This window comes from Acidiferrobacterales bacterium, from assembly GCA_028820695.1.
GTDB lineage: Bacteria > Pseudomonadota > Gammaproteobacteria > Arenicellales > JAJDZL01 > JAJDZL01.
The window spans coordinates 1-17001 of sequence record JAPPIB010000004.1 but is presented as its reverse complement, the minus strand read 5'-3'; the positions used below and the strand labels follow the sequence as shown (position 1 = coordinate 17001).

Genomic DNA, 17001 nt, shown 5'->3' with positions numbered 1-17001 from the left:
ACATTGAAAGGACATGCAAGAGTTGTAATCATCGGTGGAGGTGCGATGGGCGTCGGCCTCGCCTACCATCTGCCGCTTGAAGGCTGGGATGACGTCGTACTGATTGACAAGGGTGAGTTGACATCTGGATCGACCTGGCACGCGGCGGGCTTGATTCCGAATTTCATCGGCAGCCTGAATATGGCCAAAGTCCATGATTATGCTGTCAGGCTCTATGCCAGACTCGAGGCTGAGACCGGCCAGTCGACGGGATGGCATGGCTGCGGTGCGCTGCGCCTCGCAATTTCGGATGCCGAGGTCGACTGGTTTCACTACGTCAAGGGAATTCTTGACTACATCGGTGCCGAGTCGCATCTCGTCGGTCATTCTGAAATGAAGGAGATTCACCCCTTGCTGGTCACCGATGATGTGAAACTCGGTTTCTATACTCCGAACGACGGGCATACTGACCCGGCGAGCAGTACCAATTCGATGGCTGTCGGAGCGCGCAACCGCGGGGTGGAGATCATACGCAGGAATCGTGTCACCGCCGTTGAGCGTACGACCGGCGGTGAATGGAAGGTGATCACGGAACAGGGTTCGATTGTCTGTGAGCATGTTGTCAATGCAGCGGGAAGCTTTGCCGATCAGGTGACACAGATGTCAGGATTCCGACTGCCGATTGTCAATATGCAGCACCAATATCTCGTCACCGAGAATCTTCCCGAAGTCGAGGCGCTGGATACCGAGCCGCCGGTTGTCCGTGACCCCGTCGCATCGTGTTACATCCGCCAGGAACAGAAGGGAATACTGGTCGGACCGTATGAGACGACGCAAGCGGCTGCCTGGGGATTGGACGGTATCGACTGGAGTTTCGACATGGAACTTCTGCCGGAAGAACTTGACCGGCTTGACCATAGCCTGATCAAGGCTGCCGAACGCGTGCCTCTTTTCGGCCAGGCCGGGATCAAACGGGTCGTGAACGGACCGATCACGCATACCCCGGACGGAGGATATCTGATGGGCCCGGCAGCCGGACTTGAGAATTATTGGCTGTGTTGCGGTGCATCGATCGGCATCACCCAGGGACCCGGTGTCGGAAAATATCTCGCGCAGTGGATGGTGCACGGACAGACCGAAATCAATGTCCGGGAAGTGGACCCCAGACGATACGGAGAATATGCGAACCTTCCCGGTCGTTATGTCGTTGACAAGTCAATCGATGAATATCAGGAAATGTATCAGGTACACTTTCCGGGAGAATTTCGCGAAGCGGGGCGTCCTGTCAAGACCACACCCATCTATGACAGACTGAAAGCGAAAGGTGCCGTTTACGGTGAGTATTACGGATGGGAGCGGCCGAAGTGGTTTTCGCTTGATGGAAGCGAGGAGCAATACGGATTTCGCAGGACCAACGCGTTTGATCCTGTTGCTGCAGAATGCAGATGTGTTCAAGAACGCGTCGGTTTAGCGGATCTGACAGCGTTTTCGAAGTACATGGTGACCGGCTCGGACGCGGAGCAGTTTCTCAATCGTATCGGAGCCAACCGTGTCGCCAAGCGAGCCGGCGGGGTTTCACTCACCCACATGCTGACCACCTTGGGCGGCATCGAATGTGAGGTCGCGTTGACCCGGCTGGCTGATGATCGGTTCTTTCTGACCTCGGCGATCGTTGCCCAGCAGCATGATCTTGACTGGATGGTGCAACATGTCGAAAACGGCGAGGATGTCAGCATAGAAGATGTGACTGACAAGTTGGGCATGCTTGCTGTCGCAGGTCCGAAATCGCGTGATCTGCTTTCGAAACTGACCGATACCGCATTGGATAACGATAACTTCCGTTGGTTGACAGGCCGGGAGATCAAGGTCGGTGGAATTGATGTCATCGCGCTGCGGGTTTCGTATGTCGGAGAACTTGGTTGGGAGCTGTATCATTCAATGAATTCGATGGAATCGCTTTGCTCGCAATTGGAGCAGGCCGGCGAGGAATACGGTCTAGGCTGGTTTGGGTCCTATGCGGTCAACTGTATGCGGTTGGAGAAAGGCTACAAGGGCTGGGGAAGTGAATTGACGACTGAAATCACACCGGTTGAAGCTGACATCGAGAGATTCGTGGATTACGAAAGTTCATTTGTCGGAAAGCAAAGTGTTCTGGCGAGAAAGTCCGAGGGCATCAAGACCAAGTTGGTACTGGTTTCCGTCAATGTCGATGATGCGGACTGCCTCGGCAATGAACCCGCACTGGACGGTGACCGGCCTATGGGGATTGTCTGCAGCGGAGCGTTCGGACATCGGACAGGTGTCAGTCTGGCTTTCGTCTATGTCGAACCTCAGTTTGCGCGATCCGGCGCCACCTTTGAAGTGCCGATTTTGGGAGTGAGGCGAACCGCGACCGTTTTGGACCTGCCGCCGTACGACCCGCAAAACGTTCGTCTGAGGGCATAAGATCACAACATGACGGATTCAATTCCGGTTCGAGGCGATCGGTCCGACACACGGATTGGGAACACAGTACCGGGATACCAGTTCACATTTACAGTCATTTCGAAGTTTTGGGACCGCCATCATGAAGTTTGAAGGAATCTACCCTCCTGTCGTCACCCCGTTCAACGCTGACTACACAATCAATATCGACCGTTTTGCGCAGACTGTCGATTTTCTGATCGATTCGGGGGTCCATGGAATCATCGTTGGGGGAACGACAGGCGAGTACTATGCTCAAAGTGCCGAAGAACGCGTTGAATTGATGAAACTGGCAAAAGACTTCATCAACGGACGTGTTCCGCTCATCGTCGGTACCGGTGCGATCCGCACAGAAGACAGTGTTTACTTTGCACAACAGGCGAAGAGTGCCGGCGCGGACGGATTGCTCGTCGCGACACCGCCTTACGCCTGCCCGACAGGACGTGAAATCGCGATGCATGCACTGGCTGTCGACGAGGCAGCGAATCTTCCGGTCATTCTCTACAACTATCCCGGCCGCATGTCAGTCAGCATGGATGAGACGACACTCGACATGCTCCGGAACAATTCCAACTTCTGTGCCATCAAGGAGAGTTCGGGAAGTCCCGACCGACTGCATCTGCTGGCGGTTGACTACCCGCACATCCAAGTCAGTTGCGGTATGGATGATCAGGCCCTTGAATTTTTTGCCTGGGGTGCGACATCGTGGGTCTGTGCCGGTGGCAATTTCGCACCCGAAGCGCACATCGCCCTGTTTCGGACGTGCGTACTGGAAGGAAACTTCGACAAGGGCCGGCAGATCATGTCAGCAATGATGCCATTGATGCGGGTGCTGGAACAGGGCGGGAAGTTCATTCAGTGCATCAAATACGGCATGACCTTGCGCGGACTGGACTGCGGACCACCGCGAAAACCCATGCAGCCACTCGATGAGGACGAGAAGAGCCATCTGTCCGATGTCATTCGGGAAATGAACTCGACTATCGATCGGCTGAACTGATTCTTGCGGGCCCGGTCAGGCAGGGACTGAACTTAAGGATTTTTCCAATTGGACCTGAAACCGGTTGCTGATCGACTGAACAGGGTCGCGGGCATCGGCAGCGCATCCGATCTCAGCCGGCAGCATTGTTCATGAAAGTACAAAAACTACCGTTCGATCCCGGTGATTCCGGCTGGGCAAGAATCATCCCCGCTGATGCGGGATATCCGAAATTGACTGGGACGCAGTCTACGGATGTGGCGGTAGTCGGAGCCGGTTTTGCCGGATTGTCAGCGGCAAAGCGTCTTTCCGAACTGAATCCGAAAGCACGAATTACTGTTGTTGAGGCCAGGAGCATCGCCGAAGGGCCTGCGGGTCGCAATTCCGGTTTCATGATCGATGTGCCGCACAATCTCGGATCCAGCAATTACCTGGGAACGCTGGATGACGACCGTCAGCAGATTTCAATGAATCGGGAGGCGATCGAATTTGCAGATGAAGTGTGCAATGAGTTTTCCATGCCGAGCGACGTATTCGGCAAGCCTGGAAAAATCAACGCGGCGGCAACCGAATCGGGCCACAGACACAACATGAGTTTTGCCAGGCGTCTTGAACAGCTCGGTGAGAACTATGAGATGCTTGATGCGGGGAAAATGAAGGAGATTACTGGCTCTGACTATTATCGGTCGGGCATCGCGACCCCGCAAACAGCGGTGATTCAGCCGGCAGCATATATCACAGGACTCGCCCGCGGACTTCATTCTTGCGGCGTCGAGATTTTCGAGAATACACCGATTATCGACCTTGCCAGAACCGGTGACGGCTGGCGATTGAAGACGCCGATCGCCTCGATTGACGCGCAGACAGTTGTTCTCGCGGTCAATGGCCATGTGGAGAGTTTCGGCTATTTCAACCGTCGCCTTGTCCATATTTTCCTGTATGCCTCGATGACGCGTCGGCTGACACCCGATGAAATACACTTACTTGGCGGTGAAGCTCGATGGGGACTGACACCGTCAGATCCATTCGGCTCGACGGTCAGGAGGATTTCAGGAACTTCGGGTGACCGGATTGTTATTCGTAACGGAATCTCCTGGGCACCGGGCCGAACCATTTCCGAAAAGCGGATGAACAGTGTCATAAGGCATCATCAAAGTACGTTTCAGGCTCGTTTCCCACAGATTGGTGACGTGACGATGGAGTATCAATGGGGTGGGCTGCTCTGTCTGAGCCGCAACTCCGTTCCCGCATTTGGAAAACTGGAAGAAAATCTGTATTCGGCATGTTGCCAGAATGGATTGGGTACGACCAGGGGAACGCTTGCTGGAAAATTGATTGCTGAATTGATCTGCGGCGTGCGCTCAGCATCGTTGGAATACTATCTTGGCCAAGCGCAGCCCAAAAGAATGCCGCCTGAACCGTTTGCCTCGATCGGCGGGAACCTGTCCCTGCGCTGGGGTGAGCTGAAAGCCGGCAGGGAAAAGTGAATCCAGTCGAATCGGCAATTTGGTGTGGCTGATGCGGCCGCCGATCAGCCCGACGGCGGTTGATCTCAAAGCGCGATATACTCAACCTGAGAAAACAGGGAACTTGATCCAGACAATGCCGATGAAATCTGATTATGTATATACGCGAACCTACTGCGGAAAAGTGAAAGGTTTGATTCTTGACTGGAGCGGAACGGTGGCAGATGCCTATGTGATTGCTCCAGCGGTGGTTTTCGTGGACGTATTTGCCAGACAGGGTGTGGAAATCACCATGGAGGAGGCACGCGGACCGATGGGGCTTCGTAAAGACCTGCATATCGCAGCATTGACGCGAGATCCGGAAATCAGGGAACGCTGGCGCAAGGTCCGGGATGCTGATCCGACGCAGGACGACATTGACAATATGTATGCCGACTTCGTGCCGATGCAACTTGACTGTCTGCCACAGTATACGACGCTTCTTCCGGGCGTGGCCGAGACCACGAAAGAAATCCAGTCCGACGGTATCAAGATCGGGATGACGACGGGGTTCGTACGGAGCATGGTGGATATTCTGGAAGCGGATGCGAGACGGCAGGGCTATCATCCTGATACAACAGTCGCCGGCGATGAGGTCATGCATGGTGCAAGGCCCAGGCCATTCATGATTTATCGCAATCTGGACTTGTTGGACATTCATCCCATTCAGTCAGTGATCAAGGTCGACGATACGGTAAGCGGAGTCGCTGAGGGGCTCGAAGCCGGTTGCTGGACGGTGGGAATCGCCCGCTACAGCAACTATATGAATATCAACAGTCTGGAACAGGCGCAATCTGTTTCAGGAGAGGATGTCGCACATCGTCTGTCAAAGACACGGGAGCTGTTGCTCAAGGGAGGTTCACATTACGTGATCAACGAGTTTCCAGAGCTGCTGGATGTGATCGATGATGTGAATGAGCGTCTGGCTCGAGGGGAAAAACCCTGATTCGGCGGGTGGCGCCCCGGCTCAGATGACCTCGTCGGTTCGCTGTGTCGTCTCTCCGAATCGACGCAGTGCAGGCTCTTTCAGTCCTTTGTAGAGTGTTTCGATATTCTCATCGATGGCCTTGTTGGATTGTTCAAAAAGACTGTTTCCGTCAAGGTCGCTCTCAACCAGAAATGGACCGAACTCGGCTACATCGAAAACCCAGATTGCCTGTGCGATACCCAGTTCCTCAAGCCAGAAAACATTCGATACCTGTCTGATGCCGCGACCAAGAAGAGCGCCGGTTCCGTAACCGACAGTCGTCAGATAGACGGCACCGGCCGGCACAAAATACTGTGAGTAGTCTTGTGCAGGCATTCCCCCCTTGCCGATAACAACCTTGCAGCCAGACACATCGAACCATCTGCGCATCCATTTGGAGAATCTGAAACTCGCAGTAGCGGTTACGGCACCGACGGTGTGGGAGCCGTCGGGCTGGACGGCGGCTGCCGGCGAGCAGTGAAAGTTCACATTCGATGTGCCCAACAAGTCCAGTGGCGGCGTCAGGTTCTCATCGATGATTTTCCGATAGGCCCCTTCACGTCCGGTGTATAGCACGCCGTCGATATAAACCACATCACCGATTTGAAGTTTTCTGAGGTCGGAAGTCGAGACCGGCGCGCGCAACTTGATGGTATTGGGTCCGGCATTGCTCATTCAAGTTCCTCCCGTCTGTGGTATGGCGTGAACCACTGAGGGTCGGTGCGGAACTGTGTGTCCCCGTCGGAACTGATTCGAACCACTGCGCGTCGCGAGGACAGACAGAAACTATGGATACTGACCGGCATTCCTCCTGTGTGGGTATGGGCAACTTCAATATGACAGTCGACCACCATAGAGTTGCCGACAAATCCCATCGGTCCCATCCCGATCTGATTTCCCAGTTCTTTCAGCTCGTCTTCAAGTTCCGCGATCTTCGGGTCAGGATGTCGGTCTCCGACAACCCGCAGACAGGCTGCCTGCTTGCCCAACACCATGCACGTATCCTTGCTGCCTCCCATGCCGACGCCGACGATCGCAGGTTGGCAGGCGAGCCCCCGCCGGCCAAACTGGATCATGGTATCCAGGAACATTTTCTTCACTCCTTCCCATCCGTCACCCGGAAACAGCATCCGGTAGTCGGTTCCGAACAGTCCACCCTTGTGAACGGTCGTAATATCCAACCAGTCGGCATCCGGTTCCACCGAATACTCGATTTCAGGAGCCCGCGCTCCGACATTGTTATTGAAATCCTGTCGGGTGAGCGGATGGACCCTGTTCGGACGAAGTGGAACTGCCCGGGTCGCTTCGGCGGTCGCCCTGCGCAGCGCTCGTTCCAATGCGACGAATCCTCCTTCGATGGAAACCTCATTGCCGAACTTCACATAGTATCGAGGCAGTCCGGTGTCCGCACACATCGGTCGCTGATCTGCAACTGCAGTATCCCAGTTGTCGATCATGGTATCCAGGACAAAACAGCTCAGGGAATTCTGCTCGGATTGGCGGATATCCCGTATACCGCTTCGATAGTCCTCCGGTATGCGGATTGCCGCCTGCCGGGTGATCTCAAATGCGGCGTCCTGGATTGAAGTTTCGGAAATCATGTCAAGGTGTTGATTACGCGCCATCATCCGGTGGTTGAAGACGGGTAAATCTGACTTTTTCGCAATATGTGCCTATTTTATTATCTTGCATGACGAGTCGTGTGAATTCGGAATCTCGCAGCCGGCCCATGTGTGGACAGTCGGATCGATAGTGTGCGCCGCGCGAGTCGGTCCGTTGTTTCGCGGCAGCGACAATTGCGTGACTCACCAGGATCTGATTTTTCAGGTTCAGGTAGTCGTGCCAGCCCAGATTGAACGAGCGGGTTGACGAATCGACACCGCACTGTTCGAGTGCCTGTTCAATATCGTTCAGTTCGGTGGATGCGATCTCGAGACTCTGGTGCGAGCGCATGATGCCTGCATGTTCCCACATGACATCGTAGAGCGACTCGCGGACTTGATTCAGCCCCTGAACCGGCTTTTCAAATGGCAATAACGATCGGGTCACGGCAGTCTCCAATATGTCGGCATCGGGTTGCGCAAACTCTATCTGTGAATTCAGCCAGGTGGCGACAGAGTCTCCGGCGATTCCGCCGAAAACAGTCGAATTCCCGACACCATTGCCGCCGAGTCGATTGGCGCCGTGAACACCACCCGAGTCCTCACCTGCGGCGAATACACCCGCCATTGAGGCAGAGCAGTCAACATCGATTTCGATACCGCCCATGACATAATGCGCTGTCGGTGTCACCTCAACCGGTTGCGAAACCAGATCCAGCCCGATGTCCCGGCAGCGTTTTACCATTCCCTTGAATTGTGTGCGCACCATGTTTTCATCCAGATGGCTCATGCAGATGAACACACCGCCATTGGGTCCGGTGGCGTCTGAGCGCATCCGTTCAAACATCGCGCGGCTCACAACGTCGCGTGTTGCGCGCTCGCCCCGCTCATCGTAGTCCTGCATGAATCTGTAGTTTGCGCCGTCCAAAAGATGCCCGCCGGCTCCGCGCAGTCCTTCCTCAATGATCGTGCCTGTGATTCTGGTCTGCGCACCGGCCAGAAGTCCTGTCGGATGAAACTGAACCATTTCCATGTCTCTGAGAACCAGGCCGCTGCGAAGTGCGAGAGCCAATCCATCACAGGACTTGTCGGCGGACGGTGTATGAAACTTATACATGGTCGGACCGGCACCCGTGGCGATGATGACCGCTCGAGCCTGGATCAGCACGAATTTTCCGCTGCGGATGTCAATCAACAGCACGGCAGCGATCTGACTTCGCCCCTGATCGGGTATCAGTTCGATTGCCCGGTGTTCCTCAAGGATCGAAACCGGGCGACGTCGCACCTGTTCCGCGAGTCGGTTCATGATCTCGATGCCTGTAAGATCACCCTTGTGAACGGTACGGTCGAAAGTCTGACCGGCAAATGCCTTCTGATGAAGGGTACCGTCGCGGTTGCGATCGAAGAAGCAGCCATGTCGGTTTTCCAGTTCGAGAACGCGCTCGGGCGCCAATGAAACCAGAGCCCACGCCAGTTCCTGATCGTTGATCCATTTGCCGCCCTCGATGGTGTCCTGGAAATGCCTCTCGATTGAGTCACCGGCACCCAAAGCGACGTTGTATCCACCTTGTACCATTCGTGTACAGCCGGACTTGCCGGCAAGTCCCTTGGTGGCAACAGTAACCTTGAGCGACGGGTTTGCATCATGGGCATGAATTGCGGCCAGCAGTCCCGCACCACCGCTTCCGAGAATCAGGACATCGGTCTGGATCTTCTTCATAGACGAGCGCAGATAGATGGAACTTATTGGGCTGATGCTGTCAGAAAAAGTATTCCGCAGATGACAGAGAACCCGGCGGCGACTGAAATCCACCGACTCTTTACGCCACTGACCGAAAACCATTCAACCACCAGTATTCGGATGCCGCCGGCCAGATGGATGCCGGCAAGCATGATCAGCAAGGACTCTGACAGCTTGACCGCCGGGGTAGATGTCCAGGTCAGAAAGGCGTCCAGCTGCTGCGGGTTCGTGATGAGAAGGGACATGACATACAGGTGAATCGGGATGAACGCAGCCAGACACAGACCGGAAATCCGGTGGACGACGAACGCCAGCTGATTCGGATTGCCTCTGATTCGCATGCCAGATTACCAGATCGCCTTGATGGTCTCAGTCCCCAGCAACAGGGTAACCGCTGCGTAGGTGATCACTGTCAGATCGATCGTCCGTCTGTTCAGGCTGGACATTTCGATGAGAATATTGCGCAGTCCGATCATCGCGTGCACGACCACTGTAACGATGAATACTCCGTAGAATATTATCCAGGCGACATTTCCGCGGACTCTCGAGACGATTTCGGCAACCGAAAGATCTCCCTGAACCGCGTATATGATCGTGATCAGATGTACCAGTACGAACAGTGCAAGCAAGGCCCCTGTAACCCGCTGGGTGACAAAGACAAGCAAGTCGATGTTGACCGATCGTTCCGCCATCTTCAATTGAAGTTCCCGGCCGCGCACGGGCGCAGATGAATCCATTTGGTCCTGATTTGATTCTGGAGCCTTTCCCGACTGTGGTCATCTTGAACCTCGGCGGCCATCAGTCGTACATAAGCCAAGACCACCGAACCGCGCTCATGGCTCGGTTTTCCCGTTGCCTCGGCTTGCGCGACGTCCCGGTATGCCGCCAGCACGTCATTCACCTCTCTCGATCCGAAATGGGCGTGATCATGCAGTCTGACTTTCCGCGCGCCAGCTGGATGCCAGTGATTCAGGTATGCAGCGTGTGAGTACCGAAGCCCATCGGTCAATATCACTCTCGGACTGCAGCAAGTCGTTTCTCACTTCAATGGAAATATTCGGGATTTTTCGAGACTCTCCGTGAAACGGTACTGTGAAGTCCGTCTTGTCCGAAATTTGGAAGACTTTCCCCTGACCGATCTGAAGATCCGGAAATTCGATCTCCAACTGTTGTTGCAGGTTGCCGGCCAGTGCGCTGTGAGTTCTGGTCATCAGGTCAACGTGCCAGATTCTCTCGGGTGCATTTCTGAGTTTCGGTGTGAAACTATGCATCGCGACCAAGACTGCCGACTCTCCGATCTTGTCGAGTTGTCTGCCAATCTCATTATGGTATGGCATGTAAATCTCATCCAATCGGGCTTGTCGTTCGGTGTCATCAAGATCCTGATTGAAGGGAATTCGCACTTCGTCGCTTTGTGCCGGCATAAGCTGATTCGAACTCGTCGGGCGGTTCATGTCCACCACTAGACGCGAGTATCGCTGACTGACCAGAGTCGAGTTCAGGTTTTCGGCGAGTCTGACTGCGACCGCATAGGCACTGATGTCAATGGCGATGTGAGTCGACAGGTCAGCAGATGAGACGTTGCGGTCATGCAGCGCAATTGGAATGAGATTCCCCGCATGATCACAGACGACAAGAATGTTTGAGGGAGAATCCGGTTCTTGCAATCGGACCGGAAAAGGGTCCGTGTCAGATAAAAGTGTCGCTCCAGTCATTTCCTTCAACTTAAAAAAATTCGATATCGAAAGGCGCAGTGAGGTGAGTTGCCGCGGCACCGTCGGCCATGCCGCTCCAGTTATAAATCACCGCTCAGTCGTGTGCAATCCTGTGCATTGCCGCCCTGACAGCTACAGATAGCTGGGTGATTTTCATGGTCAATTCGTTCCTTTGCCAGGTTGCAGGTCGATCAGGTCAGGACGATTCTTTGCGACTCAAGGCTGCCATCCGTTATCGACGGGTAATTTCGATCAAAATGAGCCACTTGAGCTGCGGCCGTCAGGCCTGTCGTCTTTTTGGATGTTTTGAAACCAACATTACGATTGGAATGTCAGAATCGATTATTCCGAATATATTTTAGCGTCTTGGACCTTGATCGGTCGGAATTCCCTAGTGTGGAATCGAGATGCAAATTAAGCCCGAGATTCAGAATTTATCGCTTAGATGCGCCGCGTTGCTGACCTATCGCTGGCAGTTTTGGCACTTGCTGGTTTGTCCGAGCGTTTCGGCGTGAAAATCGCCACCCAGCGGGAGTTCGTATTGTGAATCAGTGGATATTCTGAAACAATGAACCCGCTGCCTGAATAGTCCCAACTGTATGGTGCAAGGACGCCCCTCCGAGTTGCCTGCGACAACGCGAGCCGGGCGAGAGTGCGATGGTGTTATATACTGCACTATCTGTCATCGGCTGATCGGGTCAATTTCGTCAGGACCGATGGCAGTTATGTGTACAAGAACGTGCCCAGCAAAAATATCCTGTAATGGAAGATAAACCGGAATACGAAGTGAGTTATTTCCCTGTAATCGAACTGTCATCGCTCAGGCGGCGTGCAAGGCATGATTTACTGTCGGTCGGCGAACAGATCTGTGATGCGGCGCAGCAGTATGGGTTCTTCTATGTCAAGAATCACGGAATTGACGGGTCCGTCATCGATTCTGTCTTTGAGACTGCGCGAGATTTCTTTACGTTACCTGATGAATCGAAAATCGAGGTTGCGGTTTCGGAGTCTCATCGCGGTTTTCTCGGTATCGGTGCGTCGACGATGGAAGGTTACCGTCAAGCGGACCTCAAGGAAAGCTACATCTGGGGCCTGGATATTGACGCAGATTCGGCGGAGGCCGCTGACGAACGAAACTTGCTGGCTGCAAACCGCTGGCCGGAGTCCTTGCCGGGCATGAGAAAGGTACTGAACAATTACTTCGCGGCGACTCACGAGTGTGCACGTGACATTCTCGAGGCGGTCGCGATCTATCTCGGGGAGGAGCAAGACCATTTTTCCAAGCATTTTCGCCGCCCGACCTCGCGCGGATCGTTGATCTACTATCCACCGAACACAGGGGCTAATGGAGAATATGGTGTATCACCTCACACCGACTTCGGATGTCTGTCCTTGCTTTGTCAGCGCAGTTCGGGATTGCGCGTACAGACTCCGCAAGGGGAGTGGCATCGTGCAGATCCGATCAGTGATACCTTTGTTGTGAATATCGGAGATCTGCTGGCGCGCTGGACCAACGATCGGTTCGTATCAGTCCCACATTGTGTTGTAAACGAGAACAGTGATGCCCGCTACTCGGTAGTTGTATTCGTCGACCCGGACTCACGCACGCTGATCGACCCTGTTGTTGGCGATGGCGAGAGTACGCTGTACGAACCAATAGAAAGCGACATCTACATCAGCGGACGATTTGATCGATCTTTTGCCTATCGCAACTGAGAACCTGCGAGATCAAGGAACGGTAGGATATGAGTGCCTGGATCCGAATGGTTTCCGATGCCGAAGCGACCGGAAAGGTCAAGGAAGCCCTCGATGGTGCCAGAACCCCACATGGAACAGTCGATAATGTCCTGCGGGTTCATGGCTTGCGTCCACATACGATGCATGGGCACATCACACTATATCGAAGCATCCTGCATCACAAGGACAATTCCATCCCGCTGTGGTTTCTTGAGACGGCGGGCACTTATACCAGCATTCTGAACAACTGTACCTATAGCGTCACCCACCACAGCCTGAATCTGAGAAGACTTTTGGCTGACGAACAGAAATCGGAACGGGTCCTGGGCGCACTGGAGTCCCGCCGGCCGGAAGACGCTTTTGAGGGCCGGGAACTGGCGATGCTCAGATATGTCGAGAAATTGACGCTGAATGTGGGGGAGATGTCCCGAACTGATTTCGATGCCTTGAAACAGTCCGGTTGCGAAGATGCCGAGATATTGGAGTTGAATCAAGTTGTCGGCTACTTCAGCTACGTCAACAGGCTGCTCAATGGTTTGGGGGTGACTACTGAGGGCGACGTAATCGGTTATTACTGATATGGCGCTGTTCCTCGTTCGTTGCTGCTGGAGTTGAGAAGTCGAATGGTATTGAATTACCGGTTGCGCACGTGATCAAATCCCGCCCGGAAATCCAGACTCGCTACCGGGACCCGCATCAGTATCCGGAGGGCGTGGCTTTTCAGGATGGCCAATATATTCCTGTTGCTGAAGCCAAGATATCCGTCGTTGACTATGGTTTCTTGCATTCCGACGCGACCTATGACACCGTCAGCGTCTGGAACGGAGCCTTTTTCCGACTGGACCTCCATCTCGACCGCTTTTTTTCAAGTATGGAGAAACTGAGCCTTTCCATTGGCTACACGCGAGACGAACTCACTGAAATCCTGATGAATTGTGTCGCCTTGTCTGGACTTAAACGTGCCTATGTGGAAATGATCTGCACCAGAGGGTGCTCGCCGAGCTTCAGTCGGGATCCAAGAGATGCTGTCAACCGGTTTTTGGCGTTCGCGATACCGCTGGGATTCATCGCAAACGATAAGCAGATGGAAGAAGGTTTGCATATTGTCATCAGTGATATCGTGCGCATTCCGTCCGAATCGGTGAACTCATCGATCAAGAATTATCATTGGCTGGATCTCGTGATTGGACTGATGCAAGGTTATGAGAAGTCAGGCGATACCGTATTGTTATCGGACATGCATGGCAACATAACAGAAGGTCCGGGGTTCAACGTTTTCGTTGTTAAAGGTGGCGTATTGTCGACACCGCATACAGGTGTGCTGCATGGGATTACGCGGCAGACCGTATTTGATCTTTGCGAAACGTTGAGCCATGAGGTGCAATGTCGCGAAGTTTGCCGCAGTGAATTGACGCAAGCCGATGAGATTTTCATCACATCGACTGCAGGCGGCATCATGCCGGTAACCCGTGTGGACAATTGCCCAGTCTCAAATGGCGAAGTCGGACCAATCACCGAGGAGCTCAGGAGTCTGTACTGGGCGCGCCACGAATACGGACAATGGATAACACCGATTGAGTATCTCTGATGAAGCTGCATATACACGGACGAGAGGGGGTTGGCGAGCTGGACGCGCAGGACGGCGAAAGGATCCTGTACTGCGGATTGCGTCATGGTATCAAGCTGCCTTATGAGTGTGGTATCGGAAAGTGTGGGACTTGTTCCGCGGTGTTGCTTTCCGGCAAGGTCCGGTCGCTGTGGACCGAAGCTCCGGGGTATGGGAGAGTCAGATCGGAACGGAACGAAATCCTGATGTGTCAGTCGGTCATGGAATCCGATGTGCACCTCAAGGTACGCCCGGCTGTCAAGCCTCCTGTACCGTTACCTGTTGCAAATGTGCTGGAAGGAGAAATTGCGAATCAGAAGCCATTGAATGAGTTGGTCGTCTCATTTGATTATCGCCTCTCGCGTCCGATTGCTTTCAATGCCGGTCAGTTTGTTGCGGTCTCAACAAAGTCCGTGCCGGGCTTTCGGGCTTACTCGATGACCAATTTCACAGACAGCCCCACTGATTGTCTCAGTTTCGTGGTGAAAGACATTCCAGGCGGTGATTTTACTGACTGGCTGTTTGACAAGAGCCGAAACGGTGAACCCTTGGCGGGATTCGGACCGCTCGGAAGGGCGGTGTTTTCGTCTGAGATTGATGGCGATTTCATAGTGATGGCCGGCGGTACCGGTATCGCCGGAATCATGTCAATATTGGCAAACGCATCGCTTCATGGACACTTTGACCGGTACAAGGCACAGGTCGTTTTCGGACTGAATCGAATAGAGGACGTCTTTTACCTCGAAATTCTCAATTCGTATTGTGCAACGCATCCGACATTGCGTGTTTTGGTGACTTTGGTTGACTGCGGCGGTGTGGATTCGCTTCGGTCCAGGTTTCCGGAACTGGATTTCGCACGCGGATTTCTTCACCAAGCCGGTGCTGATTGGCTGGAGGAGTTGACCGAAGTCAGTGTTGCCTTTCTCGCAGGACCGCCACCGGCGGTCGAGGCGTCTTTGCAGTTGCTGGTTCGGGAAAGGAAATTTTCTGCAAGAAAAATTCGATTCGATAAATTCGCATAGCGAATTATGTGGAGTTGACTGAACGCATTGTCTTGTAACCGGCTTGAGTGGTTTTCGATGTGCGGCTCGGACCGGTTCTCCCACCTTCTTGGTACAACGATACGATTGCCTCAACGCATCTGATTCAGTCTCAAAGTGTTGCAGAAAATTGTAGAGGCTATCGCGCGAATATAAGTCACATTTCGTCTTGACGATACTCAATCAGAGATGATGTTCCGATTATGCTCACAACGGTCACCAATAACTGCGAACCATGGGCATCAGTCAGCAACATCGGTTTTCCGGTCCGAAACGTTACGGGCTGTTGCCGGCCATTCTCAATAGCAATGTTGTCTGCATATAGATAAGTCCGGTCTGACGTATCTAGAAACGGATTGAGCCGTCCGCTCAATCCAGGCAAATAACCGGAACCACTTGGGAAAATTGCAGAGCCACCAGTTTTTTGGGTTTCGAGTTCAACCAATAGACCTCCTTGACTTGGCACCCAACCGTCATTGTAACCTGCTGCGCAGCCAGCCTGCGCGGCATAGACAGTCATCGGTAAATTGGTTGTATAAAAATCAAATTTCGCCTCTCCATTTTCGTCAGTCTGTGATTCTAGCCGGGTTTTGTTTGGAAAAATTGCGAGAACGTTAACTCCGCTAATTGGGACTCCGCCAGTGTGAACTGTAACTACAGCGTCGGAAGGAACAAGATCAATTTTTGCCGCAGGAATTTTCAGAACCAAACACGACTCGTCAATAACCTCATATTTTGGGAAAATTCCAGCGGTTTCATGTGTTTTGTGAAGAATCCTTGCAACTCCGTCTCCGCGACGCTCCATCAGGTAAAGGCGATCATCAGACCCTGGAATATCACCGACAGGAAATCGTCCAAAGACCGAAGCGATCACCTCATTTCGCGTGGACTGCCTGGATTCCATACTTTCAATTGAAATACGATTTGGAAGTTGACCGGGCGACTCGATTTCAAGCCGGTCTCGAAACATCGACAATCTGATTCGCTGCGAAGAAATAGAATAATCGCGGTGAGCGACGGCATTGACTAAAGCTTCGAAAACCGCAGAATTACTGTACTGGGGCAAATTTATTCTATATGGAGTCTTCCGTGCACCAACACGCATGTTTCGAATCACGAATTTTACTGCTTCTTGAATCTGTTCGAAAAGAGGACCGACAATTTCCTGAGAATCCAATTGATCGGAGTCACGGTTGGTTCCGCGGTAACTGGTCGCGGTGATAACAGCTTGGGGCAGCCATTTCTCCGGGTGTTGTGTACACAGCAAAATGCCCGCAACGGTCGCCCGAGTTGTCCCTGATTCATCATCTGCAAGCAGACTGAGGTTAATCAGTGCCAGTCGAGGGTTCTGCGATCCCGACGCACTGACTAAAGACTCCCACAACCGTTCTTTTAGAGTTTCGAATCCAGTGTCTGATACGATTTGCTCGTCGAACCAACGATAGCGACTTTGAGCGCGTCGTTGAGCTAAACGTAAACGCTCATCACCAGACATCTGCTTTTTGGCCTGTCCAACTCTGATGTGAGCCCTCCCCGCTCTTTCATGAACAGATTCGCTACGAGGTATTTCTACCAGTATGAAAGCCTTGTCATCAATTTCCCGATGCTGAATATCTATTGAACGAAGCCGCTGCGCGGCAGTATCCCCATCCGGCCTTCATCGGTTAA

The 17001-nt window shown here is 53.3% G+C and carries 15 protein-coding genes; 8 read left to right on the top strand and 7 right to left on the bottom strand.

Annotated features, from left to right (window positions below):
* The first annotated feature begins 3 nt into the window (after positions 1-3).
* From OXI60_00520 to OXI60_00505, 4 genes are all read left to right on the top strand, one after another.
* The gene (locus OXI60_00520) at positions 4-2424 is read left to right on the top strand and encodes an FAD-dependent oxidoreductase (GenBank protein ID MDE0308303.1); all 2421 of its coding nucleotides are present in this window, start codon (positions 4-6) and stop codon (positions 2422-2424) included.
* Positions 2425-2545: 121 nt separating this feature from the next.
* Positions 2546-3442, top strand: a complete 897-nt coding sequence (locus OXI60_00515; GenBank protein ID MDE0308302.1) for a dihydrodipicolinate synthase family protein — start codon at positions 2546-2548, stop codon at positions 3440-3442.
* A gap of 131 nt (positions 3443-3573) precedes the next feature.
* The gene (locus OXI60_00510) at positions 3574-4908 is read left to right on the top strand and encodes an FAD-binding oxidoreductase (GenBank protein ID MDE0308301.1); all 1335 of its coding nucleotides are present in this window, start codon (positions 3574-3576) and stop codon (positions 4906-4908) included.
* A 163-nt stretch (positions 4909-5071) separates the two neighbouring features.
* Positions 5072-5872 carry a phosphonoacetaldehyde hydrolase gene (locus OXI60_00505; GenBank protein MDE0308300.1) on the top strand — a complete coding sequence of 267 codons (801 nt, stop codon included), beginning with the start codon at positions 5072-5074 and terminating at the stop codon, positions 5870-5872.
* 21 nt (positions 5873-5893) lie between these two features.
* On the opposite strand, the gene OXI60_00500 is transcribed toward OXI60_00505, so the two are convergent.
* The 6 genes from OXI60_00500 to OXI60_00475 all read right to left on the bottom strand — a co-directional run bounded on the left by OXI60_00500 (position 5894) and on the right by OXI60_00475 (position 10950).
* Entirely contained in the window at positions 5894-6568 is a 675-nt protein-coding gene (locus tag OXI60_00500) for a fumarate hydratase C-terminal domain-containing protein (protein MDE0308299.1), read from the bottom strand.
* The gene (locus OXI60_00495; protein ID MDE0308298.1) at positions 6565-7494 is read right to left on the bottom strand and encodes a fumarate hydratase; all 930 of its coding nucleotides are present in this window, start codon (positions 7492-7494) and stop codon (positions 6565-6567) included. Before OXI60_00495 ends, OXI60_00500 begins: the two co-directional genes overlap by 4 nt.
* A gap of 13 nt (positions 7495-7507) precedes the next feature.
* Positions 7508-9214, bottom strand: coding sequence for an FAD-binding protein (locus OXI60_00490; protein MDE0308297.1), 1707 nt, complete (start codon positions 9212-9214; stop codon positions 7508-7510).
* 23 nt (positions 9215-9237) lie between these two features.
* Positions 9238-9576: a hypothetical protein gene (locus tag OXI60_00485; GenBank protein ID MDE0308296.1), complete on the bottom strand. Its 339-nt coding sequence runs from the start codon at positions 9574-9576 to the stop codon at positions 9238-9240.
* Positions 9577-9582: 6 nt separating this feature from the next.
* Positions 9583-9972 carry a hypothetical protein gene (locus tag OXI60_00480; GenBank protein MDE0308295.1) on the bottom strand — a complete coding sequence of 130 codons (390 nt, stop codon included), beginning with the start codon at positions 9970-9972 and terminating at the stop codon, positions 9583-9585.
* Between the two features lie 189 nt (positions 9973-10161).
* Positions 10162-10950: an N-formylglutamate amidohydrolase gene (locus OXI60_00475; protein MDE0308294.1), complete on the bottom strand. Its 789-nt coding sequence runs from the start codon at positions 10948-10950 to the stop codon at positions 10162-10164.
* 762 nt (positions 10951-11712) lie between these two features.
* On the opposite strand from OXI60_00475, the gene OXI60_00470 reads away from it, so the two are divergent.
* From OXI60_00470 to OXI60_00455, 4 genes are all read left to right on the top strand, one after another.
* Positions 11713-12666, top strand: a complete 954-nt coding sequence (locus tag OXI60_00470) for a hypothetical protein (protein MDE0308293.1) — start codon at positions 11713-11715, stop codon at positions 12664-12666.
* Positions 12667-12695: 29 nt separating this feature from the next.
* Positions 12696-13265 carry a peroxidase-related enzyme gene (locus tag OXI60_00465; GenBank protein MDE0308292.1) on the top strand — a complete coding sequence of 190 codons (570 nt, stop codon included), beginning with the start codon at positions 12696-12698 and terminating at the stop codon, positions 13263-13265.
* 71 nt (positions 13266-13336) lie between these two features.
* Positions 13337-14275 carry an aminotransferase class IV gene (locus OXI60_00460; protein MDE0308291.1) on the top strand — a complete coding sequence of 313 codons (939 nt, stop codon included), beginning with the start codon at positions 13337-13339 and terminating at the stop codon, positions 14273-14275.
* Positions 14275-15315 carry a 2Fe-2S iron-sulfur cluster binding domain-containing protein gene (locus OXI60_00455; GenBank protein ID MDE0308290.1) on the top strand — a complete coding sequence of 347 codons (1041 nt, stop codon included), beginning with the start codon at positions 14275-14277 and terminating at the stop codon, positions 15313-15315. Before OXI60_00460 ends, OXI60_00455 begins: the two co-directional genes overlap by 1 nt.
* A 175-nt stretch (positions 15316-15490) precedes the next feature.
* Here OXI60_00455 and OXI60_00450 read toward each other — a convergent pair whose 3' ends face one another.
* Positions 15491-16438, bottom strand: a complete 948-nt coding sequence (locus OXI60_00450; GenBank protein ID MDE0308289.1) for a hypothetical protein — start codon at positions 16436-16438, stop codon at positions 15491-15493.
* Positions 16439-17001: the final 563 nt, after the last annotated feature.